Origin of the sequence: Kiloniella majae (assembly GCF_002118315.1) — a bacterium.
GTDB classification, from domain to species: domain Bacteria; phylum Pseudomonadota; class Alphaproteobacteria; order Kiloniellales; family Kiloniellaceae; genus Kiloniella; species Kiloniella majae.
This window is the reverse complement of the sequence record NZ_MTSZ01000010.1, coordinates 1-25,071: the sequence shown is the minus strand read 5'-3', so window position 1 is coordinate 25,071 and position 25,071 is coordinate 1. Positions and strand designations below refer to the sequence as shown.

26 protein-coding genes are annotated in these 25,071 nt (G+C 45.6%); 5 read left to right on the top strand and 21 right to left on the bottom strand.

The genetic code is table 11. From position 1 onward, the window contains the following. Nucleotides 1–48 precede the first annotated feature (48 nt). From BKB51_RS19185 to yajC, 5 genes are all read right to left on the bottom strand, one after another. Nucleotides 49–918 (bottom strand): phytoene/squalene synthase family protein, encoded by an 870-nt coding sequence (locus tag BKB51_RS19185; RefSeq protein WP_085902741.1) that lies wholly within the window; start codon nucleotides 916–918, stop codon nucleotides 49–51. A 23-nt stretch (nucleotides 919–941) separates the two neighbouring features. Next, a complete protein-coding gene (locus tag BKB51_RS19180) occupies nucleotides 942–1,319 on the bottom strand; it encodes an Mth938-like domain-containing protein (protein WP_085902740.1) in 378 nt (125 codons plus the stop codon). Nucleotides 1,320–1,331: 12 nt separating this feature from the next. After that, the gene (gene secF / locus BKB51_RS19175; RefSeq protein WP_085902739.1) at nucleotides 1,332–2,309 is read right to left on the bottom strand and encodes a protein translocase subunit SecF; all 978 of its coding nucleotides are present in this window, start codon (nucleotides 2,307–2,309) and stop codon (nucleotides 1,332–1,334) included. A gap of 15 nt (nucleotides 2,310–2,324) precedes the next feature. Beyond that, the gene (gene secD, locus BKB51_RS19170; RefSeq protein WP_085902738.1) at nucleotides 2,325–3,893 is read right to left on the bottom strand and encodes a protein translocase subunit SecD; all 1,569 of its coding nucleotides are present in this window, start codon (nucleotides 3,891–3,893) and stop codon (nucleotides 2,325–2,327) included. 127 nt (nucleotides 3,894–4,020) lie between these two features. Continuing rightward, entirely contained in the window at nucleotides 4,021–4,404 is a 384-nt protein-coding gene (gene yajC / locus BKB51_RS19165; protein WP_085902737.1) for a preprotein translocase subunit YajC, read from the bottom strand. A 211-nt stretch (nucleotides 4,405–4,615) separates the two neighbouring features. Here yajC and BKB51_RS19160 point away from each other — a divergent pair, with 211 nt between their 5' ends. Beyond that, on the top strand, nucleotides 4,616–5,488 hold the full coding sequence (locus tag BKB51_RS19160) for an ATP-binding protein (RefSeq protein ID WP_085902736.1): 873 nt from the start codon (nucleotides 4,616–4,618) through the stop codon (nucleotides 5,486–5,488). A 51-nt stretch (nucleotides 5,489–5,539) separates the two neighbouring features. Here the strand turns inward: BKB51_RS19160 and BKB51_RS19155 are convergent, their stop codons facing one another. From BKB51_RS19155 to BKB51_RS19085, 15 genes are all read right to left on the bottom strand, one after another. After that, a complete protein-coding gene (locus tag BKB51_RS19155) occupies nucleotides 5,540–6,748 on the bottom strand; it encodes a M23 family metallopeptidase (RefSeq protein ID WP_085902735.1) in 1,209 nt (402 codons plus the stop codon). Between the two features lie 47 nt (nucleotides 6,749–6,795). Continuing rightward, nucleotides 6,796–7,437, bottom strand: a complete 642-nt coding sequence (locus BKB51_RS19150) for a protein-L-isoaspartate(D-aspartate) O-methyltransferase (protein WP_085902734.1) — start codon at nucleotides 7,435–7,437, stop codon at nucleotides 6,796–6,798. After that, nucleotides 7,434–8,222 (bottom strand): 5'/3'-nucleotidase SurE, encoded by a 789-nt coding sequence (gene surE, locus BKB51_RS19145; RefSeq protein ID WP_085902733.1) that lies wholly within the window; start codon nucleotides 8,220–8,222, stop codon nucleotides 7,434–7,436. The genes BKB51_RS19150 and surE overlap by 4 nt, the downstream gene beginning before the upstream one ends. Further along, on the bottom strand, nucleotides 8,215–9,492 hold the full coding sequence (serS, locus tag BKB51_RS19140; RefSeq protein WP_085902732.1) for a serine--tRNA ligase: 1,278 nt from the start codon (nucleotides 9,490–9,492) through the stop codon (nucleotides 8,215–8,217). The genes surE and serS overlap by 8 nt, the downstream gene beginning before the upstream one ends. Nucleotides 9,493–9,641: 149 nt before the next feature. Continuing rightward, the gene (gene tatC / locus BKB51_RS19135) at nucleotides 9,642–10,451 is read right to left on the bottom strand and encodes a twin-arginine translocase subunit TatC (RefSeq protein ID WP_085902731.1); all 810 of its coding nucleotides are present in this window, start codon (nucleotides 10,449–10,451) and stop codon (nucleotides 9,642–9,644) included. A 3-nt stretch (nucleotides 10,452–10,454) separates the two neighbouring features. After that, complete coding sequence (gene tatB / locus BKB51_RS19130) at nucleotides 10,455–10,916, bottom strand: Sec-independent protein translocase protein TatB (RefSeq protein ID WP_085902730.1); 462 nt, start codon at nucleotides 10,914–10,916, stop codon at nucleotides 10,455–10,457. A gap of 77 nt (nucleotides 10,917–10,993) precedes the next feature. After that, complete coding sequence (locus BKB51_RS19125; protein WP_046505231.1) at nucleotides 10,994–11,203, bottom strand: twin-arginine translocase TatA/TatE family subunit; 210 nt, start codon at nucleotides 11,201–11,203, stop codon at nucleotides 10,994–10,996. Between the two features lie 127 nt (nucleotides 11,204–11,330). After that, a complete protein-coding gene (locus BKB51_RS19120) occupies nucleotides 11,331–12,392 on the bottom strand; it encodes an ABC transporter ATP-binding protein (protein ID WP_085902729.1) in 1,062 nt (353 codons plus the stop codon). A 134-nt stretch (nucleotides 12,393–12,526) separates the two neighbouring features. After that, nucleotides 12,527–13,219, bottom strand: a complete 693-nt coding sequence (scpB, locus tag BKB51_RS19115; RefSeq protein WP_085902728.1) for an SMC-Scp complex subunit ScpB — start codon at nucleotides 13,217–13,219, stop codon at nucleotides 12,527–12,529. A gap of 63 nt (nucleotides 13,220–13,282) precedes the next feature. After that, nucleotides 13,283–14,086, bottom strand: a complete 804-nt coding sequence (locus tag BKB51_RS19110; protein WP_085902727.1) for a segregation and condensation protein A — start codon at nucleotides 14,084–14,086, stop codon at nucleotides 13,283–13,285. A 16-nt stretch (nucleotides 14,087–14,102) separates the two neighbouring features. Next, on the bottom strand, nucleotides 14,103–14,795 hold the full coding sequence (locus tag BKB51_RS19105) for a site-2 protease family protein (RefSeq protein WP_085902726.1): 693 nt from the start codon (nucleotides 14,793–14,795) through the stop codon (nucleotides 14,103–14,105). Nucleotides 14,796–14,869: 74 nt separating this feature from the next. Further along, nucleotides 14,870–15,886, bottom strand: a complete 1,017-nt coding sequence (gene nagZ, locus BKB51_RS19100; RefSeq protein ID WP_085902725.1) for a beta-N-acetylhexosaminidase — start codon at nucleotides 15,884–15,886, stop codon at nucleotides 14,870–14,872. Nucleotides 15,887–15,903: 17 nt separating this feature from the next. Continuing rightward, entirely contained in the window at nucleotides 15,904–16,977 is a 1,074-nt protein-coding gene (locus tag BKB51_RS19095) for an SPOR domain-containing protein (RefSeq protein ID WP_085902724.1), read from the bottom strand. Further along, complete coding sequence (gene argS / locus BKB51_RS19090; RefSeq protein ID WP_085902723.1) at nucleotides 16,977–18,731, bottom strand: arginine--tRNA ligase; 1,755 nt, start codon at nucleotides 18,729–18,731, stop codon at nucleotides 16,977–16,979. Before argS ends, BKB51_RS19095 begins: the two co-directional genes overlap by 1 nt. Then, nucleotides 18,728–19,915 carry a deoxyguanosinetriphosphate triphosphohydrolase gene (locus tag BKB51_RS19085; protein WP_085902722.1) on the bottom strand — a complete coding sequence of 396 codons (1,188 nt, stop codon included), beginning with the start codon at nucleotides 19,913–19,915 and terminating at the stop codon, nucleotides 18,728–18,730. Before BKB51_RS19085 ends, argS begins: the two co-directional genes overlap by 4 nt. 250 nt (nucleotides 19,916–20,165) lie before the next feature. Here BKB51_RS19085 and erpA point away from each other — a divergent pair, with 250 nt between their 5' ends. The 4 genes from erpA (at nucleotide 20,166) to ilvD (ending at nucleotide 24,166) form a co-directional block, all read left to right on the top strand. Further along, entirely contained in the window at nucleotides 20,166–20,513 is a 348-nt protein-coding gene (erpA, locus tag BKB51_RS19080; protein ID WP_085902721.1) for an iron-sulfur cluster insertion protein ErpA, read from the top strand. An 80-nt stretch (nucleotides 20,514–20,593) separates the two neighbouring features. Continuing rightward, nucleotides 20,594–21,379 carry an exodeoxyribonuclease III gene (gene xth, locus BKB51_RS19075; RefSeq protein ID WP_085902720.1) on the top strand — a complete coding sequence of 262 codons (786 nt, stop codon included), beginning with the start codon at nucleotides 20,594–20,596 and terminating at the stop codon, nucleotides 21,377–21,379. A gap of 50 nt (nucleotides 21,380–21,429) precedes the next feature. Then, complete coding sequence (locus BKB51_RS19070) at nucleotides 21,430–22,161, top strand: rhomboid family intramembrane serine protease (RefSeq protein WP_085902719.1); 732 nt, start codon at nucleotides 21,430–21,432, stop codon at nucleotides 22,159–22,161. A 154-nt stretch (nucleotides 22,162–22,315) separates the two neighbouring features. Further along, complete coding sequence (gene ilvD / locus BKB51_RS19065; RefSeq protein WP_085902718.1) at nucleotides 22,316–24,166, top strand: dihydroxy-acid dehydratase; 1,851 nt, start codon at nucleotides 22,316–22,318, stop codon at nucleotides 24,164–24,166. An 89-nt stretch (nucleotides 24,167–24,255) separates the two neighbouring features. On the opposite strand, the gene BKB51_RS19060 is transcribed toward ilvD, so the two are convergent. After that, nucleotides 24,256–24,879, bottom strand: a complete 624-nt coding sequence (locus BKB51_RS19060; RefSeq protein WP_085902717.1) for a TetR/AcrR family transcriptional regulator — start codon at nucleotides 24,877–24,879, stop codon at nucleotides 24,256–24,258. Nucleotides 24,880–25,071: the final 192 nt, after the last annotated feature.

Sequence of the window (25,071 nt, the reverse complement as noted above, 5' to 3'; positions counted from 1 at the left end):
AGAAGGTCGCTCTCGTTAGCGACCTTTTTTATTATCTAATCGCTTTAATTAATAGCGAGAACAAATATTAGCCCACATAAGCTTCCAAGGCGCAGAAGCTTTGGGGTGATGAAGTGCGGCATCAAAAGGATCGTAATTATTACCCTCAAGCCTTTTGATATACTGATCTGCCAAAACACCGAGAAGCAAAGGTGATTTAGCTGGTTTAGGTATTTCACCCGATAACCGACGCGCCTTGCTCAAGTGTATTTTGATCTGCTCAGTCAGGATTTTGGTAATTGCCCGTAACTCCGGCAATGATTTCAACTCGAAAAGTGTTGAAGTGTTAAGCTCATACTGGCCTATAAGATCCTGAGGTAAAAAAATTCGCTTTTTTGCGGCATAAAAAGGAGTTGCCCGAATAATACCAAGTAAGCCCCAAGCCAAGCCCATGGATTGGCAAGCCTGCTCCAAAGCTTCATTAACACCTTTATCCAAGTCGGATTTTTTAAGTGTGATATCTGTTGCCAAACTTAAGAGAGCAGAAGATGTTTTTTCGACGTAATTTTCAAGGGATTCAAGACTTAGTGGAACGGTATCTTCCAGATCAAATTCTCTGGTGTTAATAAACTCATCCAGCTTCTCACGTTTCAACCCATGATCTTTGACAGCTTTGGCTAAGGCCTCAACAACCAGATGTTTACGCGGGTTACCTTCATAAATTCCTTCGATAGCCTCTCGCCACCATTGCAACCTTATCATTCCAGTTAACGGTTCGCTGACTACTTCGGCTGTTTTCGCTATTTCCTGGTTGAAAGCATAAAGGGCAAAGAGATTTTCTCGGGCAAAATCTTTTGCAAAAAGGCACGTCAGATAACGATCGTAGTCGTTTTTCTTAATATCTTCTCCGCAATAGGATAGGCCAGTATCATTCGACATGTGATTTGTACCCACAGAAGGTTTTAATCAACTGCGATTAAAGCAGCGGCAACATTCCGACCTTCAGAAAGAAGTACATTATAGGTACGACAGGCAGCGCCTGTATCCATCGCATCCACAATCAACCCTTTTTCTTTCAGGCTATTTCGGAAAGTTGGCGTAATGAACTCGCCTTTGGCGCCGCATCCAATAATCAACACTTCAATCTCACTTGCCTTTTCAACAAAAGGATTGAGTGTTTCCAGAGATATTTCGGAAAAATGTTGAACGGACCAGGCTTCGGTCAGATCTGGCAATACCAGAATAGAGCCTTCATGGTAATGGTCGGATACCATAAAACGACCATTACCATACTTTTCAATAACCTGTTTTCCTTCTGGAATTTTAAGTGATACTTCCACGAAGGTTAACTCCTAACCGGCTTTGTCATTTTCCTGAACGAGTTCGATCTTCTGACCATTCTCGTCCACAAGCCCCTCTTCCTCTTCTTCAGGAATAGAAGGTCTGACGTTTGTAGCAAAGAGTAAGGGAACAGCAAGTCCAACAGAGGAATAGGTACCGATGGTAACACCCCAGATAAGACCAAGGCTCAAACCTCTGATAACTTCGCCGCCAAACACAAAGAGTGCGATAAGAGCAAGAAGTGTCGTTACAGATGTCAGGATCGTTCGGGAAAGCGTTCTGTTAATCGACATATTAAGAACGTCAATAACTTCCATCTTTTTATAGCGACGCAATTCATCACGTACACGATCAAAAATCACAACTGTATCGTTGATTGAATACCCCGCAATCGTCAAGACAGCGGCCAATGTTGCCAGATTGAATTCGTACTGTGTCAGAGCAAAGAAACCGATTGTTGTAATAATATCGTGTGTCAATGCCATCAAAGCAGCAACTGAGAACTGCCACTCAAACCTGAACCAGATGTAAAAAGCGATACCGAGCAAGGCAAAAAGCGTTGCCAATGCTCCATCTTCTTTGAGTTCTGCCCCAACCTTTGGACCCACGAACTCGACACGGCGATACTCTTCAACCGCGCTGCCCAGCTCATCCTTCACCAGTTGAATGGCTTTCATCTGTTCTTTTTCATCACCATCCTGCTTTTGGATGTTGATGAGAACATCTGTCGGTGCACCGAATTCCTGAAGGCTAATTTCGCCCAGACCAAGCGACCCGATACGAGACCTAAGAGAAGACAAGTCAGCAGGTTCTGATGTTCTGATTTCAATCAGAATACCACCGCGGAAATCCACCCCAAAGTTCAATCCACGGGTCGCAACCAATACCAAGGACAATGCAATCATGAGTACAGAGAAAGCCATGAAAAGCTTTCTTTTGCCCATAAAGTTGATGTTAAGGTCTGTCGGAAGCTTTTTAATTAACGCCATGATTCCAGCCTCCCCTTATATACCAAGTGACTGCGGCCGGCGACGGCGCAACCAGGTTACAATAAGCAATCGTGTAAACATAATCGCTGTGAACATTGATGTAACAATCCCGATGGTCAGTGTTACGGCAAAGCCTTTGATTGGTCCTGTCCCGAATTGGAACAGTAAAACAGCCGCAATAAGGGTCGTGATGTTTGAATCTAAAATCGTCGCAATCGCACGTTTATATCCAGCATCAACGGCCATAACTGGCCCACGACCATTACGGATTTCTTCGCGGATACGCTCAAAAATAAGCACGTTAGCATCCACGGCCATACCGATCGTCAACACAATCCCGGCAATTCCCGGCAGAGTAAGTGTCGCCTGGAAAAGCGAGAGCACAGCAACAATAAGTACCAGGTTCGCAACCAGTGCAAAATTCGCCATGATGCCAAACAGACCATAAGATGATCCCATAAAGACCAACACAAGAACCAAACCGATGATACTTGCGATCTTACCTGCATTGACGGAATCTTCACCAAGCCCAGCACCAACAGTGCGCTCTTCTAGGATGTCAAGCGGTGCAGGTAGTGCACCAGCGCGGAGAAGCACAGCGAGTTCTTCTGCAGATTGTGGTGTGAAGTTACCCGAAATAATGCCGTTACCTGTTAGGATTGGTGACCTGATAACAGGGGCAGAAATAACCTTGCCGTCCAAAACAATTGCGAAAGGACGGTTAACGTTTTCCTGCGTTACCCGCGCAAATCTCTGCGCGCCAGTCGTATCGAAAGTAAAGGAGATAACCGGTTGGGCATCCTGGAAAGTTGACTGCGCGTCAATCAGGTTTTCACCACTCACCATAACCCGTTTTTTGATCACATACCGTTGTGGTTGACCACTTGCCTGCGTTTCCTGCGACAGCATAATCTGCGATCCAACAGGAGCCTTACCAGAATAAGGATCAGCGTTTTGATCAACCAGATGGAATGTCAGTTTTGCAGTTTTACCGATCAACCGTTTAATTTCATCCGGATCTTTAACGCCCGGAACCTGAATAAGAATACGGCTTTCACCCTGTCTTTGCAGGCTGATTTCCTTTGTTCCTGTTTCATCCAGTCTTTTGCGCAAAACCTCAATCGATTGGTTGATCACAGCAATACGGCGCTCACGAAGGACCAAATCACTGTATTCAGAAATAACCTTGGCGCCATCGGTCGAAATCAAAAGCCCCGGATTATTTTGAAAAATCATCTGACGTACACGAGAAACCATTTCTTCACTTACATCACGCAATGTAAAGGTCGCGGCTTTGCCTTCAACACGTAGGTTCTGATACCCAATACGTTCAGTGCGCAGGTTTACCCTGATCCCTTCGACCAAATTGGTAAGCTGTTCTTCTTCAACAGCTTCCAGATCAACCTCTAGAAGCAGGTAAGACCCACCTTGTAGATCGAGCCCCAGATTAATCTGATCACTCGCGACCCAATCAGGGAACGTTTCAAGAGTTTGTTCTTTGAACAAGTTCGGCATGGCATAAAAAATACCGAGAACAAGAACGCCAATAACTGCAAAAATCTGCCACTTGGAAAACTGAACCATAACGGGCCGTATTATCTGTTAATATATGAAATAAACCTGCTCTGGATATAGGGCCAGAGCAGGCAAAAACTACCTCTAAAGGTGCTTTTCTTTAAACTTCCCTTTAATAAGGCAAATCCAGAAGAGCTTAATCTTTAGATTTCTTGTCTTTTTTATCTTTGTCTTTGTCGTCATTAGCCGACTTATCAGCAGGCTCTGTTTTACTGACAACACTGGCAATCGTGCTCTGAATAACAGTGATACGAACGTTTTCAGCAATATCTATCTGAACTTCGCCACCGTCTTTTACTTTTGCAACGGTTCCAATAACACCACCAGCTGTAACAACCTTATCACCACGACGAATAGCATCAATCATCGCTTTTTGCTGTTTCATCTTCTTGCTTTGCGGGCGAATAATCAGGAAATAGAAAACCGCGAAGATCAAAACGAGTGGGAATAGTGTCGCAAACAATTCACTCGACGAACCAGCACCACCAGCTGCCTGAGCATAGGCTGTGGAAATCAACATTAATCCCTCCAAAACTAAAGAACTTGGAATCGGTTGCCAAGCAACCCCCAAAAAAAATTACCCGCGGACTATAACTGTCTGGCCCGGAAATGCAAACGAACAGAAAAACAAAGAAAACATAGCAGAATGACAGAGCATTTGACTGACTTGAATACGCCCGCTAGGGTTCGCAAAATGACTGAAAAACAGGCTTTGTGCCGGAGCTATATAAATGACTGATTCTAAAGACTTATACCCTGTATTGGAACGTATTGCTTCAGCACTGGAGAAACTATCACCACAGCCACAAAGTCTACCGGATCTTTCCCTGGCAGATGCCTATGTATGGCAGACAGATCCTGATATTTTAGAAGCCGTTGAAGAAGTGAATCGGATTGATTTTGACCTTCTCAAAGGAATTGACCGCCAAAGAGAATCTCTTTTGAACAATACTCTGCGTTTTGTAGAGGGGTATCCGGCAAATAACGCTTTGCTGTGGGGCGCGAGAGGAACCGGGAAAAGTTCAATCGTCAAATCGGTCCATGACAAGGTGAACTCATTAGCGGAAAAGAATAATTTCAAAAAAGTAACACTTGTAGAAATTCATCGCGAAGATATCCCTTCCCTGCCAAGGCTTTTGAAGATTTTAAAAACGTCAGAACGTCCTTGCATTCTCTTTTGCGATGATTTGAGCTTTGATAGTCAGGACGATACCTACAAGTCACTCAAAGCTGTTCTTGAAGGCGGCATAGAAGGTCGCCCGAAAAACGTACTCTTCTACGCAACGTCAAACCGTCGTCACTTGATGGCGCGAGATATGATTGAGAATGAAAGATCATCAGCAATACATACTTCCGAAGCCACAGAAGAGAATGTCAGTCTGTCTGATCGTTTCGGTTTATGGCTCGGGTTCCATAATTGTGATCAAGACACCTTCTTTGCGATGATCGAAGGCTATGTGGAGAAGTATGGCATTAAGATTGATCGTGATGCACTACATGCCGAAGCCCGTGAATGGTCTGTTACCCGTGGCTCTCGCTCTGGCCGTGTTGCCTGGCAGTTCATACAGGATCTGGCCGGACGGATGTCCATCAAGATTCAATAAGCATCACAGATGCCGCTCTTTACTAATGGTTACTTAGAAACTACTGACAAGCTAGTTTGTCAGTAGTTTTTTTGGATTAACGGCTTCAGAACCTTTGCGGATTTCAAAATGAAGCTGAGGTTTGGAAACATTTCCTGTACTGCCAACCTTGGCAATATCCTGTCCCCTCTTCACACGCTGACCACGCCCGACCAATAGTTGATCAGTATGCGCATAAGCTGTCACCCAACCATCAGAATGTTTAATCAAGAGCATCTGCCCAAAGCCTTTTAATTCGCTCCCCGCATAAACAACAACACCGTTCTCAGCAGCTTTCACAGGCGTTCCCCTGCGCGCGGCAATGTTAATACCGTCATTGTGTATCCCGCCTTCTTTGGCACCAAAGGAAGAAATCACTTTCCCCTTAACCGGACGTAAGAAATTACTGAAAGAACGCGGTAAAGGTTTAGGAACGGGACCTGTAAAGTTCTTTGGACTGGCTGGAATAACACTACGAACAGGTGTTTTAGTTGGCGATTTCTGAACATTTGCGGCATCAACCTTCGGCACGGTCGCCGAAGGTGAAACACTTGCCGAACGTACGACGTTATTCTGTCTTATCGCAGGCAAATTCAGACGCTGACCAATATACAGCGCATAGGGGGGATTAATTTTATTCAGCCTTACCAATGCCGTGGTTTCAACACCATAACGGCGGGATATGCTATAGAGTGTATCCCCGGCAATCACCACATGTTCTTTCGAAACCGGCAATTTGATAACCTGCCCAACCAATAGTTTATAGGGTGGAGAAAGCCTGTTCAGGATAATAAGTTCGCGAATAGACACACGTCTTTTTCGGGAGATGGAGTAGACAGTATCCCCACGGTTTACGGTATATTGAGTTGTTGAAATCTGTGCCTGATTATTCAAAGGCTGCACAGTTGTTCTCGCTTGTTTTGGGATAACCGTCGCAGAGCTACTTTGCCGAACCTGTCTTCTTGGATTTCTTTTTGGCAACGGAATATTTTCAGGAAGCAACGCCGGAATTGAGACTCCAGCAACCCGACCAGTTGCCTGCCCCGTATTTGAAGGGCGCGGAGGCGGTGTTGGCTTTCGCTTTGGCAGGATAGACGGCGGATAATTATAAACCGTTTGAGTGGTCGTCGTTTTTTGTGGGGTTGTCGGAAAGGACGATGGATTAATCGTGCACCCGTACAGCCCTGCGCTTAACAGTATAAATCCTAGTTTTAAAGTTGGTAAGCTGGTCCGATTAAACATCAAATTAGTTACGAGCGTATTCCTGTACTACAAACCGCCAAAGTCAATCAGCTATCTTTTGGCATCCCGTGAACAAGAGGCACAAACCGCACCCCCCCAAGGTTTTCATGATCAAACCCGTTTTCAGTCCGCGTAATTCTTATCAACTCCTGATTATTACCCTGTGAACCCAATGGTAAAACCAGAATACCACCAATTGCCAGTTGCTCAAGCAGAGCTTCGGGAATTTCCTTTGGTGCAGCTGTGATAATTATGCGCTCAAACGGTGCTTGCTCTTTCCAACCTTTGTAACCATCCCCCAGCTTTGTGGTCACATTGTGAAGTCGTAAATTGGTAAAGCGTTCTTCCGCCTCACCCAAGAGCTCCCGATAGCGCTCAATCGTATAGACGCGCCGGCATAGGCGCGACAGAATCGAAGCCTGATATCCGGATCCTGTACCAACCTCAAGAACCTTCATTCGTTTCGTAACAGAAAGAGCCTGTGTCATCATGGCAACGACCTGGGGTTGGCTTAGGGTTTGTCCCCTGCCAATGGGAAGCGCCATGTTCTCATAGGATTGATCCTGAAAAGGTCCCGGCACAAAGGTTTCTCTTGGAATACGTTCAATCGCGGAAAGAACGCCCGTATCTGAAATACCGCCGCGCCTTAGTTCCATTATAAGTCTGATTTTGCGTGCTTCCAGACTCATGGGAACAAAGATCCCATTTTCGCCAAGAGATTTTTATCGGTCAGATCATACTTTAAGGGTGTGATCGTAATATACCCTTCGGCTATAGCTGTAAGATCCGCATTGGGAACCGAAGTATGATGACTGACAAACTGTCCAACCCACAAATAAGGGCGGCCACTGGGGTCATTTCCTTCCACGACCGTTGTGCCTTCGTCACGATGCCCTTGAGCACAGACCTTGATACCTTTTACCTTGTCAGCCGAAATTCCCGGAAAGTTCACATTGAACAATAAATTTCCGGGCTCAGCCCACGCTGCAAGTCTTGTGATAACTTCAGGCGCAAACTTGGCAACCGTATCCCAATGAAAAAGACTTTCATCCTGATCATCAGGTCTTAGGCTAAGAGCAATCGACCGCGCCCCAAGAATTGCCCCTTCCATGGCCGCAGCTACTGTACCCGAATAGATGACATCTTCACCTAGATTTGCCCCGACATTTACGCCGGACAAAACAATATTAGGTACTTGATCGGCCATCAGATACTTCATAGCCATCAGGACACAGTCGGTCGGTGTACCATCAATAGAATAGCGTTGTTCATCAAGCTTGCGTTCGCGCAAAGGGCGTCGCAACGTCAGAGAATGGCTGGTAGCTGATTGTTCAGATTCCGGCGCAACAATCCAGACATCATCGGACAATTGGCGGGCGATTTCTTCTAGAACAGATAATCCTTTGGCGTGGATACCGTCATCGTTTGACAACAGTATCCGCGCATTGGCAAGGCTCTGTATGGTCTTAGTCATTCAGGAGGATACTTTCTTTGCCCCCCATGTATGGTCTAAGAACCTCAGGAACAGTAATGGAACCATCAGCTTGCTGGTAATTCTCCATAACCGCAATAAGGCAACGCCCAACTGCAACGCCAGATCCATTCAATGTATGTACGAACGCAGGCTTTTTCGTTTCAGTAGATCTGAAACGCCCGTTCATCCGACGTGCCTGAAAATCACCACAGGTAGAGCAGCTGGAAATTTCACGGTACGCATCCTGACCTGGTAACCAGACCTCGATATCATAGGTCTTACGTGCACCAAACCCCATGTCGCCAGTGCAAAGAACAACAACCCGATAATGCAGTCCCAGTTTCTTCAAAACATCTTCTGCACAGCTTGTCATCCGTTCCAGTTCGTCATCGGATTTGTCCGGATGAACAACGGAAACCATTTCTACCTTATCAAACTGGTGTTGGCGCAGCATACCACGGGTATCACGACCGGCAGAGCCAGCCTCGGAACGGAAACAAGGCGTCAAAGCGGTCATGCGCTTTGGTAACTCGTCCTCCTTGAGGATTTCGCCAGCAACCGTGTTCGTCAAAGGCACCTCAGCGGTTGGAATAAGCCAAAAACCTTCTTCTGTCTTGAAAGAATCTTCAGCAAATTTTGGTAATTGTCCCGTACCAAACATCACATGATCACGCACGAGAACGGGTGGGATCACTTCCGTATAGCCGTGTTCATCAATGTGCATATCAATCATGAACTGTGACAAGGCACGGTAAAGACGCGCAACACTTCCCTTAAGCACAACAAATCTGGATCCGGACAGCTTTGCCGCAAGTTCAAAATCCATTTCACCGAGCTCTTCGCCCAGCTCAAAGTGTTGCTTTGCCTCAAAAACCAGTTCAGGTTTGTCACCAACGGTACGCACAAGGACATTATCGTCTTCGTCTTCACCAACAGGAACATCATCTTTTGGACGATTGGGAATACCAGCCAGGATCGTTTTAATCTGGTTACCAAGATCTGATTCGGCTGTTTCTTTTGCAGACATACCTTCTTTGATACCCGCAACCTCTGCCATTAGGTCCGACGCATCTTCGCCATTACGTTTGGCAATACCAATCTGTTTCGATGCTTCGTTACGGCGTGCTTGCATTTCCTGCAGCTCTGCCTGTAACGCGCGATGCTGTTTGTCCAGATCCAGAATTTGGGCAGACATTGGGTCCATATTACGGCGCTTAAGCCCCTCGTCAAAAACTTCAGGGGTTTCGCGGATTAACTTTAGGTCATACATAGGTATCTCTGTCCTTGTACTGAGAGAGACAAAATTCAATTAAAACGGATGTACTTATCAACAGGGTATACTTAACTCTGAAATAAGCAAAATCTCGCTGCTAAAGGCCTTAAAAAGGTTTCGGCAGTCTACTGCCTAACGAACTCATCTTAATCAGATGTAACGTCCGTCGATTCAGCATCTTCTTCCTCGGCGCGTTTGCGTTCCACCATTTTTGCCATAAGGATCGAGACTTCGTACAGAAGTACAATCGGAATAGCCAATGCCAACTGGCTCAAAGGATCAGGTGGCGTAAAGATAGCGGCGACGATAAAAACGCCAACAATTGCATATTTACGCTTTTCAGCCATCCCCTTGGACGATGCAATACCGACTTTAGCCAAAAGGGTCATCAAGACAGGCAGCTGAAAGCAAAGACCAAAGGCAAAAATCAACTTCATCATTAATGAGAAGTACTCATTAACCTTGGCTTCCAATTCAATTGCGATTGAATTTTCAGTACCTTCGACTTGAAACGCGAGGAAGAACTCTGCCGCAAGTGGGAAGATAACGAAATATACCAACGCCCCACCGACAAAAAACAGGATTGGCGATGCAATTAGAAACGGCGCAAAGGCAGATTTCTCATTTTTGTAAAGCCCCGGTGCAACAAACAACCAGATTTGAGACAAAAAGATTGGGCAGCTAATAAAAGCCCCGAAGAAAAATGCGACTTTCACATAGGTGAAAAAGACTTCGGTAAGATCGGTAAAAATCAGCCTTTGCTGACGTTCACTGACCGAATTTTCCCGCATCACTTCTGCCAAAGGGGCTGCAAGATATTCAAAAAGCTGTTCAGCAAAAGCGAAACAGGCCAAAAAAGCGACCAACAGAGTGACAACACTCCACAACAATCGCCTTCTAAGTTCAATCAGATGCTCTAGTAACGGCATCTTCTGTTCTTCGGTTGTATCACTCACTGCTTAGCTGCTTTTTGAAGAAGTTGTATTATCGACCTGAACTGTCTCAGGCTTTACTGTCTCTGAAGTTTTCACAGGTTCGGCCGAAGAGGAAGATGTATCAGCAAGCGGCTTTTGGACAGAAGCAAAGGGATTATGATCTTCTTTGTCTTCTTTTGTTATCGCTTCGACACCATCTTTGACTTCCTGTGAAGTTTTGGTCAACGCCTGCGTGGGATCAATAACATCTTCAACCGTCTTACGGATTGATTCGCTATTGGCCCCTTCCAGCGCTTTTCTCGCATCCTGAAGATCAGACTCGCGAATAACTTCATCAACACCGGATTGGAATTCCCGGGCAAGCCCCTTAGCCTTACGTACCCATTTAGAAACGGTACGAAGGGTATTCGGCAGCTCTTTAGGCCCCATTATCAAAAGGGTAAGAACTGCAACGACCATCATTTCCGACCAACCGATGTCGAACATTGGCTACTGCTCCCTAGGAATTACTGATCCCTGAACACACCCGAACACAAATAAAAACAGTCCGGAATAAGACTGACTTATGCTTTATCTTTGTCTTCAGAGATTGTTTTGCTTTCTTCCTGATCAGAAGCAGCTGTGTCTTTATTTTCTTCTTTGAGGCCCTTTTTAAAGGCTTTAATGCCTGAACCCGCATCGCCCATAAGTTTGCTGAGCTTTCCGCCCCCACCAAAGAGAACCAAAACAACAACTAAAACAATCAGCCAATGCCAAATGCTGAACGCACCCATTACTCTCTCCTTAGAGACAATTACCTTTAATCTGTAAGGGACTATGGCAAAAAGAAAAGGCGCAAGCAACGATTCATACGTTAGAGCACAGAGTGTTTTGCTTGTCTGGTAATTTGTTTGGCGATTTTCAGTCAGGTGTCTTTGCAGAAAAGACGAAGGTCAGGCGTTTGTCCAACTCAAGAACACAGTCATTTCCGGCAACGGGGATCGTATGGCTATCGAGACGGGCCTTCACATAAAGATCATCTGCTAACCCATTGGAAATTTTGAAATCTACAAGGTTAGATTTTCCAAGCATGCGCGATTTGAGAACACTGGCCTCAACCCCTGTACCATTCACTTTTTCACCCAGAACAATCCCTTCATGTCGCACCAGTACATCTACGGCAGTTCCATGACGCAGGTTGGGGACTTCAATCGCACCAAAAGGTGTGGCAACGTGTCCGTCATTACAAATACCTTTAAACTCATTCACTTCACCAAAGAAGTGCGCAACAAAGGCGTTTTCCGGATTGCTATAAAGTTCATTAGGGGGGGCAAACTGGATAATCTGTCCCTTATTCATAATGGCAACACGGTCCCCCATAAACATCGCCTCTTCCGGGTCATGGGTCACCATTAAAGTCGCAATGTTATTTTCCTTGAGAACCCTGAGTGTTTCCTCTCGAACCTGATTTCTAAGCCTGACATCCAAGCCGGAAAAAGGCTCGTCTAATAAAACCAGTTTTGGGCGAGGTGCGATGGCCCTGGCTAAAGCAACCCGCTGCTGCTGTCCACCAGACAGTGTATGCGGATAGGAATGCAAATAATCCGCCATGCCAACCTGTGACAAGGTCTCTCGTACGCGTTCTTTTCGATCCTTGGCAGGCAGATGTTTTAGGCCAAATTCAATATTTTTTGAGACATCTAAATGCGGAAAAAGCGCATAATCCTGAAAGACCAGTCCGACACTTCTTTTTTCAGGCGGTAAATCAGCCTTATCATTGGCAACAACGGTTTCACCCATTGTGATTTTTCCAGCCTGTAAAGGCTCCAGCCCCGCAGCCAATCGCAGAATTGTGGTCTTGCCACATCCAGACGGTCCCAACAGGCACACGAACTCGCCAGCATCAATCGCCAGATTAACATTGTTCACTGCTGACAGGGTGCCAAAGTTATGGCTAACATTCTCTAAACAGAGGGCCGACATTTAGTAACCGTCTAAATTTACATACAATCTTTGCAGCAACCTCGCAGAACTGCAGTTAAAAATCAATATCAACTGACACCTTAATCCAAAATGTCGCAGTAAGTTGATTGATTTCTTTCTTTTACAGGTAATATTTAAACAGGAAGTGAAGATTGTTCGCTTTCTTCATCGGCTAAATCTTCGCCAAACTCACTGCTCAGTCGATCATCGCTGTCTTCTTCGTCGCCTGTTTCCAGATCGACACCATCACCGGATACCGATAATAAATCACCATGATCGCCAAGGGCCGTAATTGCCGGCCTTGCGTCAAGCAGTCCGGCAATTTTCAGTTCATCAAAACCGGGTAGATCATCCAGGCTTTCCAAAGCAAAATTATCGAGAAAAGACTGACTGGTTGCCCAGGTAACAGGGCGCCCCGGGGTACGCCGCCGCCCCTTTGGTTTGACCCACCCAATTTCTAGAAGAGTATCCAACGTTCCCTTGGAGAGACTTACACCGCGGATTTCTTCAATTTCTGCTCTTGTTACTGGCTGGTGATATGCAATGATTGCCAACGTCTCGACACCTGCCCGTGTCAATTGTTTGGATTGGTTTTGCTCAACCCGAAGCAAAGGCGCCATATCAGGCGCAGTGCGAAAAGCCCATTTGTCTTCAACTTTGATAAGGTTTACACCGCGATTTTCATAGTAGGATTTCAGCTCCTCCAGAAGGGGTTTCAAATCTCTGTCTTTCTGGAAGTGTCTGGCAAGCTGTTCAACAGATAGTGGTTCAGTCGATGCAAAGAGCAGCGCCTCCAAAAGCCGAAGATCATCAAAGCGTGTTTCCATATGCCTCCCCCATGCAGCTCATATAAAGCCTAATATACAAAGTTAAGCCCGGTTTATTTCCCACTACCCAAGTCGTATCATCGTGCCATCTTTGATATAGATCGGGCCATAAGCTTCATCCTGTTTAAGATCGATTTGCCCCTCCCGGCACATTTCCAGACTGGCTGCAAACAAAGAAACAACCGCAGATCTGGCAAGGATGCCTTGCTCCACCTTAACAGGCAGAAACCGACTGAGGTCTTGCCAATCAGGAATAGTACCAAGAAAAGCAGATAATCGCTTGATCGCCTCATCCACAGAATGAAGTTCCATCTGTTCTATAAGCAGGCTTTTTTCTTCTGTTCGCATCTGACTGTTAGCATAGGATTTTAGCAAGTCAAAAAGCGATACATCATAACTTGTTTTATTGATTACCCCGGTATTTTCCGGTAGTCCCCGCGCAAAGAAATCAATTCCTAACTGCGGTCGCGACATCAGGGTTTTACCTGCATCCTGCATCGCCTGCAAACGCTGCAATTGAAATTTGAGTGCGGCAGCAAGCTCTGCGCCGCTGGGTTCTTCTTCCCCCTCTGGTTCCGGCAGAAGTAACCTTGATTTCAAATAGGCAAGCCAAGCCGCCATGACCAAATAGTCCGCCGCAAGCTCCAGCCTTAATTCATGGGCCTGTTGAATAAAATCTATATACTGATTTGCGAGCTCAAGAATAGATATCTGGGTCAGATCAACCTTTTGATCCCGCGCCAACTGCAGCAGAATATCAATAGGCCCCTCGAAGCCATCCAGCTCAAGAACAAGCGGATGTAGGGCTTTTAACCCTTCCGACTGCTCTGATCTGTCGTCTTCTTCAAAGGGAAGTGTTTCTGACACTGATTTCCTTAAACAGCTAAATGATGCTTAGATTTGCAATCGCTTGAAAGAAAGGAAGCATAGCATGAATGGATTTAATTATCACATAACTGATTAAATTCAGATCCATACCAATTTGACGGCCAATCATCGGAAGAACAAAAATCAAGCCGATAAGAATAATCATGCCATACTTCTCCAAACGTGAAAAAGGAATGGCTAATGAGGTTGGCAGAAGGCCTGTCAACACGCGGCCACCATCTAACGGTGGTATAGGCAACATATTAAAAACAGCTAGTACCAAATTAACAAGAATTGCATTAGACAAGTTTTGCGCCACCCAGCGCCCCATATCTCCTGGCTCAGGCCCCATAAAAGATAGAAAAAAAGCTGCGACTAAAGCTATTAAGATGTTTGACACAGGCCCAGCTAGAGCAACAAAAACCATATCTCTTTTAGGATTTCTCAACCTTCCAAAAACAACGGGGACAGGTTTGGCCCACCCCAAAAGATAAGGAGAACCAATGAATAATAACATACCAGGTAACAATATCGTTCCAAATGGATCTATATGTTTAAGAGGATTGAGAGTAACGCGTCCTAATTTTGATGCAGTATCGTCACCTAAAATACGAGCAACATAGGCGTGTGCAGCTTCATGAAAAGTAACCGCGACTAAAAATGGTAGAGCCCATACTGTCGCCTTAGAAATAAATTCGTTAATATCCATGAAATGAAAAACCTGTGTTTTAGAAACGAACAGCTCTGAAATTCAGAGCCAATGACTTATGATCAATAAAGTAATTATGACCAGTAAGGAGAGATTATTTCTGTAAGTTCATTGAGTGCTTCATCCCACTCAATATGGTTGTCTTGGCGTAGTTTCCAAGCCAAATCCAAACGATCCGCCTTAGTGCTATCAATTTCCTGCAGCCCTTTGGCAACGGACAGCATTTCCTGCTGATCCCCATTACAATGCAAAGCCAAATCACACCCAGCTAACAGTGCAGCCTTTGCGCGCTCTTCATAAGTTCCCGTCATGGCTTTCATGGAAAGATCGTCAGAAAGCAAAATACCCTCAAACCCAATCTCATCACGGATAACCTGCTCAATCACCGTAGGCGAGACAGTCGCAATATTTTGCGGGTCAATCGTTTCGTAAATAACATGTGCCGTCATCCCCCAAGGGGCAGAATTCAAGAGCTTGAAAGCCTTGATATCATGACTTGAAAGCTCATCCCGTGATGTATCGACCCTTGGCAATTCTTTATGGCTATCAACTGTTGCACGGCCATGTCCGGGCAAGTGCTTAACCACAGGCATTATTCCACTATGCAAGAAACCCTCGATAACCTTTGCTCCTATGGTTGCGACTTTCTCTGGCGTAGCCCCATAGGATCGATCCCCAACAATTTCATGCGCACCCGGTATTGTCAGGTCCAATACAGGCGCACAGTCAGCCGTTACACCGAGCTCTCTGAGCTCATAAGCAATCAAGCAAGCATTTAAATAGGTTGCTCTTAGGGCCTTCTCTTGGTCTTGATCAAATATCTGTCCAAAGATGGCAGCCGGTGGTGTCTTGCGCCAATGAGGTGGACGTAATCGGGCAACACGTCCACCTTCCTGATCAATCAGAACAGGCAGATCATCATTTCCAGAAAGCGATTTCAGCTCAGAAATAAGGTTCTTTATCTGACCAGGGGTGTCACAGTTTCGGGCAAAGAGAATATAACCATAGGGCTTAACTTCCGAAAAAAAACCTTTTTCCCAATCGGTTAAGCTATGACCTTTACACCCAAAGACAACTGAATTCACCCCCACAACCTCACTCCCGAACCTTATTTAACTTTCTTGACCAAACAATCACGTTTGGCTGCTTTCAGCTTTGAGCAAAAATCACTCGCGGCTTGTTTATTTTCAAAAGGTCCTGTTTGCAGTCGATAACGAACACCTACGCCGGAAATAGACGCTTTTTCAATAATCGGCTGCTTACTGCCCAAAAGATCATTCAACTTGCGCTGCATGTTCTTCCATTCAGTCATTGCGCCGTCTTTGGATTTCAAAGAAGCCAACTGCAGAACGTATTGACCAGATACCGGCTTTTGTGGAACAGCAGCCGGAGTTGTTACTTTTGGCTCAACCTTCTTGGTAGTCGTGGCAGAAGATGGCTCTGACACCACAGGATCTGGTGCTTTCGGAGCTTCTACCTTTTTAGCCACTTCTGCCTCAGGTTTCGGTGCAAGAACAGATTCTACTTCTGATACTTTTGGCTCAGGTGGTTTTGGAATTGTACTCCCCTCACCTGTACTCGCCAAAGGTTGCTCTTCAACCCCAGTTGTTTCAACTTTCTTCGCAACTGATTGTGCAGATTCTTCAGTTGCAGTTACCTGTGTTTGAGCTTCGTTTGTCGCGGACTGAGCAGTCGCTTCAACAGAACTATTAATTTCAGGCTCTGGGGTTTTAGGAGGTTGCGGTATTTCAGGTGGCGGCAACAGCTTTTCAACCTGTGCGGTACCACTTGTGCTGGAATCATTATTAAGAACGAGTTTGTCCTGATGCGGGATAACCATTCCTCCCGGCGATTCCGGCTTGGTTTTTTCCGGCGTCGTTTCAGCCTCAATCAGAGGAATAGCGTCGGGAATATTATTACTTGGCTTGTTATCACCAAGCATAATCAGAATACCACCGCCTACAACGGCCACAGCAATCAGGCCCAGACCTATCGGCACAAGCTTCTTAAACAGACCAGCACCGGGATCATCATCAAAATCCAGATCGTCTTCCCAATATTCTTCATTGGAAAATTCGTCATGAACATCTTGCGCATCTCTATCCGTCGATACGCGCATGCTCTCGTTGTGTCGAACTTTCTCAAAATCCTTTAGATCATCATCGGAAGAGTTTGATGACATCAGCGCATCTCCTCGGCGGGTTCAATTCCAAACATTTCAAGGCCGGAAGCAATGACAATTTTTGTAGCTTCTACAAGCGCCATACGAGCTTGTGTTAACTCTTGATCATCACGCACAATAAAGCGCAACCGCGTGTTGAGCTTTCCTTTGTGGTACAATGAGTGCAGTTCAGAAGCTAAATCATAGAGATAAAACGCTATTCTATGCGGTTCGTGCGCTTCCCCTGCACTTTCAAGCAATCTCGGCCAAGCACAAAGAGCTTTAATGAGGCTGAGTTCGCTTTCACTGTTAAGAACAGACAGGTCCAAGTTTTTTAAAGTTTCGTTCGTCAAATCGATTGAAGGAAATTCGTCTTTGGCATGCTTGAGAACTGAACAATTACGGGCATGTGCGTATTGTACGTAAAAAACGGGATTATCTTTACTTTGCTCCAGCACTTTTACCAAATCGAAATCAAGAGACGCATCGTTCTTTCGCGTAAGCATGATAAAGCGAACAACATCTTTTCCAACTTCATCAATCACTGAACGTAGCGTAATGAAATTGCCCGAACGTTTAGACATTTTCACAATTTCGCCATCGCGCATCAATTTCACGAGTTGACAGACTTTAACATCAAGGCTGCCTTTTTTCTCGGTCATAGCATTAACAGCCGCCTGCATCCGCTTAATATAACCGCTGTGATCTGCACCCCAAACGTTGATCATCGTGTTAAACCCGCGACGATACTTGTCAAGGTGGTATGCCATGTCACCCGCAAAATAAGTCCAACTACCATCCGATTTTTTGATTGGACGATCTACGTCGTCACCAAAATCAGTTGATTTGAAAAGCGTTTGTGGACGAGCTTCCCAGTCATCAGGTTTCTTGCCTTTTGGTGGTTCCAGAACCCCTGTATAAACCAGATCGTTTGCTTCCAGGAATTTCATGACTTCATCGACCCCACCCGCTTCAACAAGTGCGCGTTCTGACGAATAGACATCCATAACAACACCGAGAGCCGCCAGATCACAGCGAATAAGATCAAGTAGTTGGTCTATGGCAAACTTACGAACATCCGGCAACCAAACAGCTTCTTCTGTACCCAGCCACTTGTCACCATCTCTGTCAGCAAGTGCTTTACCAACATCTTTTAAATATGCGCCGGGATAAAAACCTTCTGGTATTTCTCCGATATCTTCGCCGAGGGCTTCGCGGTATCTTAGAAAAGCAGAGTTAGCGAGAACATTGACCTGATTACCCGCGTCATTAATGTAGTATTCTTTGCTAACATCATAGCCCACTTTTGAAAGAAGAGCTGCTAGTGCATCGCCGACAACGGCGCCACGTGCGTGACCAACGGTTAAAGGGCCGGTCGGGTTTGCAGAGACGTACTCAACATTTACTCTTTCTCCCTGCCCCATATCAGAATCACCATAAGACTTACCTGCCTTGAGGATTGTCCCAACCTGTTCAAACCAGAAATTTTCGTCCAGACGCAGATTGATAAAACCGGGCCCAGCTATCTCTACAGATTTGATAACGTCCAAAGATTCTAATCGGGTTGCCAACAAGCCAGCAAGATCACGTGGTTTCATCCCTGCAACTTTGGAAAGAACCATCGCAGCATTGGTTGCAGCATCTCCGTGAGAAGAGTCTCGCGGTGGTTCAGCAGCTACTCGGCTAAAGTCCAGACCTGCAGGAATTTCCCCTGCAGCAGCCATATCTTCTAATTGCGCGACAACTTTACTTCTTAGGTCTTTGAAAACGTTCATTTTATCTCAAAATCCAGATTAAAAATCTGTCTATGTTGTTCAAAAGCGTATCGGTCGGTCATACCAGCGATATAGTCCGCGATCAATCTTGCGCTACGCTTTGTTAGTTTAGTACCAGCTTCAAGACGCCAATAGTCAGGAAGCTCTTCTGGGTGCTCTGAATAATGCGAAAAGAGGTTTCTCACAACCTGCTTTACACGTTTACGCATTTCTTTGACTTTTTCATGGCGATACATGTGTTCAAATAAAAACGCTCGTAATTGCTTTTCTGCCACACGAAACTGATCCGAAAAAGCAACCATTGCCCTAGTTTGACAGCGAATATCAAAAACTGTCTTTGGATTTGCTTTCTGTAATCTTGTTTGCGTTTCCTGCAAAACATCACTGATCATATAATCAACCAGTCGACGTACCGCTTCGTGGACAAGACTTTCCGTTTCCAGATTAGGGTATTTCTTCAAAACTTCGCGGAATATATCACCGACCACCGGAATGGGCAAAAGATCATCAACAGTAAATAAACCGGCCCTGATACCATCATCTATATCGTGATTATTATAAGCAATATCATCTGCAATGGCAGCGACCTGTGCCTCAAGACTTGCAAAGGAAGTAAGCTCTAAATCCCTTGCATTCTTGCAATATTTTGACATGGATTCAGGTACATATTCTTCCCGGCTGTTTGGTCCATCAACAGGACCATTGTGCTTTGCCAGACCTTCCAAACTCTCCCACGTCAGATTAAGTCCGTTAAAATCAGCATACCGTCGTTCCAACTGCGTGACGATGCGAAAAGTCTGTTCGTTATGGTCAAAACCGCCAAAGGGTTCCATGACATCGTGCATGGCATCTTCCCCCGCATGTCCAAAAGGGGTGTGCCCAAGATCGTGAGCAAGCGCGACACCTTCAGCCAAATCTTCATTTATTCCAAGTGTCCGGCTCAAAGATCGAGCAATCTGAGCAACCTCAAGGGAATGGGTCAGACGTGTTCGAAAATGATCACCCTCGTGATAGACAAAGACTTGCGTTTTATATTGCAGCCGACGAAACGCAACAGAATGGATAATACGATCCCGATCCCTCTGAAAACAGGTTCTTGTCTTGCTCTCTGGTTCTTTAAGCAAGCGCCCCCTACTGCTTTCAGGAAAAGATGCATATAATTTTTTCGAATCGTTTTGCGTCATAAGGAAAGACTAACCTGCGAAGAGACTTAGTAAAGTAATTTGAGGCATTTAGATCTTAACGAAGGGGAAATTTCATACAAAAATGCTTGGTTATAAAAAAAGCGACAGCCTTCAAACGGAAATCAGTGAGCAGGAACTAAAAAAATTAATAGATTTCACTGACACGATAACCTATCTATAGAGTCAGATTAACAACAAGCCTCTCGTGTAATGCTAATAACACTTCAGGCTTACAGGTTATGAGTAGAACATGACAACAGACAATCAAACTCCTTTTATCTCCTTATCAAGCAGCGCAGCAAAGCGGGTCGCTTGGTTGGCAGAACAGGAAGGCAAGCCAGACTTAATGTTGCGAATAACAGTCTCTGGCGGCGGTTGTTCAGGTTTCCAATATGGTTTCTCTTTTGACAGTTCTGTCAACGAAGACGACAAAACCTTTCAGAAGGACGGCACCAAAGCCGTGATCGACGAAATGTCTTTGGATCTTCTAAATGGCTCGGAAATTGATTTTGTCGAAGACCTGATGGGCGCATCATTTCGTATCACAAACCCGAATGCGACGGCTTCTTGTGGCTGCGGCACTTCTTTTGCCATATAAGATGTAGTGCCATATAAAAGTAGGGCGCAACCTTGCGTCCGCTTCCTAACTTTCAAATCTCTAGTGTGAGCCTTCATTCAATGGTCAAGATCGCAACTTGGAATGTGAATTCCATCAACAAACGACTTCCAAATGTTCTTGATTGGATTAAAACGGCCTCTCCAGATGTTCTTCTGCTACAGGAACTCAAAACAGTCTCAGAAAAATTCCCCTATCTGGAGTTTGAAGAGCTTGGCTATCATGTCGAAGTCGTTGGACAAAAAAGCTATAACGGCGTTGCCCTGATATCCAAAGAGCCGATTACTGACGTCATCAGAGAGCTTCCCGGGGATCTGGAAGATGATCACGCCAGATACGTCGAAGGAACTACCTTTGGCATAAGAGTTGCTTCAATATATCTGCCCAATGGTAACAACAACAGTAACCTGACCGACGAAATCAAATTTCCCTACAAGCTGAAATGGATGGATCGTCTTAACGCGCACGCTCAAAAATTGCTGGAAACGGAACAGCCCATTGTACTTGCAGGTGATTTTAATTTAATCCCAACAGACGATGATGTCTTTTCCCCCAAACGCTTTGACGGCAGTGCGCACACCCATCCAAGTTCAAGAGATCGCTTTCGGGCGATGGAAAACCTGGGCTACACCGAGGCATGGCGCGCGCTCAACAAAGAAGCCCATGTCTATAGCTATTGGGATTATCAACGGAGTGCTTTTGATCATAACAACGGGATCCGTATCGATCTAATGATGCTTTCACCACAGGCGGCTGATATTTTAACAAGCTGTAGTATTGATAAAGAACCTCGGGGCAAAGAATCACCATCAGATCACACCCCGGTCTTTTGCGAGCTATCAGTCTGATCCATCCGAACGGTTAGGTCCCAAGGGGACATTAGGCATAGGCAACCAACATGTTCTTTCCCCTATTCGATAACCTGCCCAGACTTCTTATCGACAAACCGTGGGTTACCATAGCTGCCATTCTTTGCTGTTGTCTTATCTATCTAATCCAGACAATGTCGCCAGAACCTTTCATGGTTCGAATGATCTATGGTCTGGGATTAATTCCGGATGTACTCCTGGGTGTAGCACAACGCCCTCAATCCATTGACTGGGTGGCCCCCATATTCACACTCGTTACCTATAACTTCCTCCATGGCAGCTTTATGCACCTCGCCGGGAACATGGTTTATCTCTGGGTTTTTGGTGATAACGTCGAAGATGCGATGGGGCACAGGCGCTTTTTTGCCTTCTTCATCTGCTGTGGTGTGATTGCAGGTATCGGACAAACTCTGATTACAGGATCGCCCCAATCGCCAATCGTCGGCGCAAGTGGCGCTGTTTCGGGCATTCTTGGGGCATACTTACTGCAATATCCAAAAGCAAAAGTCCTTATTCCAATCTTTATGATCCCGATTTTCGTTCGCGCATACCTCTTACTTATTTTCTGGATCGGTTTTCAAATATTTTCAGCCTTTCTACCTGGCGAGTCCGGAGTTGCCTGGTGGGCGCACATCATTGGTTTTTTTGGTGGCATGGCCATCTTTCCCTTTTTCAGACACAAGACCTTGCCGCTACTTTGTCCGGACGAACTTCCGCGTGGTATAAAGATAAGACATAAATCGAAATACAACCGTTCGTAAGCTTGGGTTTCCCCCCTCAATTCTCTTAATTTCCCTTAGATTCGGTAACTTTTTCATTCTTTTGCGAAATAAGCATGGACGTGAGGCAATGGATTACCTAATTATCTTACAAGAAACTTAATTAAAGACACGACGTAACGTTAGGATTATTACTGTGCCTGAGTATCGTTCAAGAACCTCCACCCATGGCAGAAACATGGCAGGTGCCCGCGGCCTGTGGCGCGCGACTGGTATGAAAGATGATGATTTCGGAAAACCGATTATCGCCATTGCCAACTCATTCACACAGTTTGTTCCCGGCCATGTCCACCTGAAAGATCTTGGCGGCTTAGTTGCCGAAGAAATTGAAAAATCAGGCGGTGTAGCAAAAGAGTTCAATACCATTGCCGTTGATGATGGTATCGCAATGGGACACGACGGTATGCTCTACAGCTTGCCCTCACGTGAAGTCATTGCAGATGCCGTCGAATATATGTGTAACGCGCACTGTGCCGATGCTGTCGTCTGTATTTCCAACTGCGATAAGATTACGCCCGGCATGCTCATGGCAGCAATGCGCCTGAACATACCGGCAATCTTTATTTCCGGCGGCCCCATGGAAGCTGGTAAAATCATTCTCGATGGTACCGAGCGGAAGCTCGATCTTGTTGATGCCATGGTTGATGCCGCCGATCCAAATGTCAGTGACGAAGATGTTGCCGCTATTGAACGATCAGCTTGCCCAACCTGCGGTTCCTGCTCTGGAATGTTTACGGCAAACTCTATGAACTGCCTGAGTGAGGCAATGGGCCTTTCCCTACCCGGTAACGGATCCTTGCTTGCCACTCATAAAAAACGCGGAGAACTCTTCAGAGAAGCCGGACGCCGTATCGTCGACCTCACAAAACGTTACTACCAAGACGGTGACGAAAGCGTTACACCACGTGGTATCGCAACGTTTGAGACCTATCAAAACGCCATGGTCCTCGACATTGCCATGGGTGGCTCAACAAATACAATCCTTCACATCCTTGCTATGGCAAAAGAAGGTGGCGTTGACTTTACCATGTCAGATATCGATGCACTTTCCAGAAAAGTGCCTCAGCTTGCCAAGGTCGCGCCATCAACAACCAAATACCATATGGAAGACGTCCACCGTGCCGGCGGTATTATGGGGCTCTTGGGCGAACTTGATCGTTGCGGTTTGATTCACCGTGACCGCCCGACAGTTCATGAAAAGACACTTGGTGATGCTATTGATAAATGGGACATCATGAAAACCGATGATCCCGAAGTTAAAAAGTTCTATTCAGCTGCTCCTGGTGGTGTTCGCACGACAGAGGCTTTCAGTCAGGACCGATATTATTCGTCTCTGGATGATGACCGGGCGAACGGTTGTATCCACAGCGGCGAAAATGCCTTTAGTCAGGAAGGCGGCCTTGCCGTTCTGTTCGGGAACATTGCTCTGGACGGTTGCGTTGTAAAAACAGCTGGTGTTGACGACTCTATTCTCAAATTCACTGGAAGCGCACGTATCTTCGAATCTCAGGATGCTGCCGTAGCTGGCGTGCTCAGTGGTGAAGTTGTTGCCGGTGACGTCGTCGTTATCCGTTACGAAGGCCCCAAAGGCGGCCCGGGTATGCAGGAGATGCTTTACCCAACCAGTTACCTGAAGTCCATGGGACTTGGTAAAGCCTGCGCCCTTCTAACCGATGGACGCTTCTCTGGCGGTACTTCCGGCTTGTCAATTGGTCACGCCTCACCAGAAGCAGCACAAGGCGGTGCTATCGGCCTTGTTGAAGCTGGTGATGCGATAGAAATTGATATCCCTAACCGGACAATTAACGTGCTTGTTAGTGATGAAGAACTCGACATGCGTCGTAAAGCCATGGATGCCAAGGGTAAAGATGGCTGGAAGCCTGTAAAACCACGTGAACGGAAAGTCAGCTCTGCCCTTAAAGCATATGCACACTTCACAACATCTGCCGACAAAGGCGCTTATCGCGATGTTGACCAATACGACTAATAGATAATAATCTATCGGTAATACAAAAAGGCCGCAGAGTTTTGATTAACTCTGCGGCCTTTTCATGTTTATTGAGGACGCTTTCTTATTTACCGAAACGCAAGAGAAATCATTTCCAGCAAAAAGTCTCTACCTTTTTTGTAAAGAACCTCTTGATCATTTCCTTTTGCATTTGCCAAGGGCGTAACCAGTGCTCTTTCAAAGTGGAAAATTAATGTCCCGTGTTCCTGTAGCTCATATTCAGATAAATGAGAGCCTTGATTGGCCATTAACCGCGCTAGTCGCTTCGCAAGCACGATGCTATGATCAAGATCTAACTGTCTTAGATCTTCATTCATGCCCATCGCTTTCAGCAACCGATCCCTGACAATCAATTCGGTCTGAATCTGATTAAGTGCATCGAAGATTTTACCAAAGAGTGCCCGCCACCCCATCTGTCGGGATTGCTTCATCTCCATACGGTCAAAGACCTCATCCATTTCGTTCAGCCATCTTTGATAAAGGGCAAAAATAATGGCCTCTTTGTTTGGAAAGAATTGATAAAGCGTTGCAATGTTGACGTCAGCAAGTTCAGAGATACGACGCGTCGTCAGTTTGTCCACACTGCTCGTTGTCAACAATGTTGATGCAGCAAGCAAGATCCTCTCGACACGCTGTTTTGATCTCTCTTGGGCTGGCAACCGCCGCCGGACTAATGTAGGGCTTGGAGTCATCTCGTAAATCTTTGGTTATCATTTTTTACGAGAATACAAAGACCGGAGAAATTTTTATATACGTAGATAAACGTATATCACTCTTAAATCAGCACTTTACCTATATTATTTGACCCGTCCTGAAATACGTTGACGTTTTTTTAGGTTATAGCCAGCTGCATTTTGCAGCTGGCTTTTTTATGCACTTGTTCT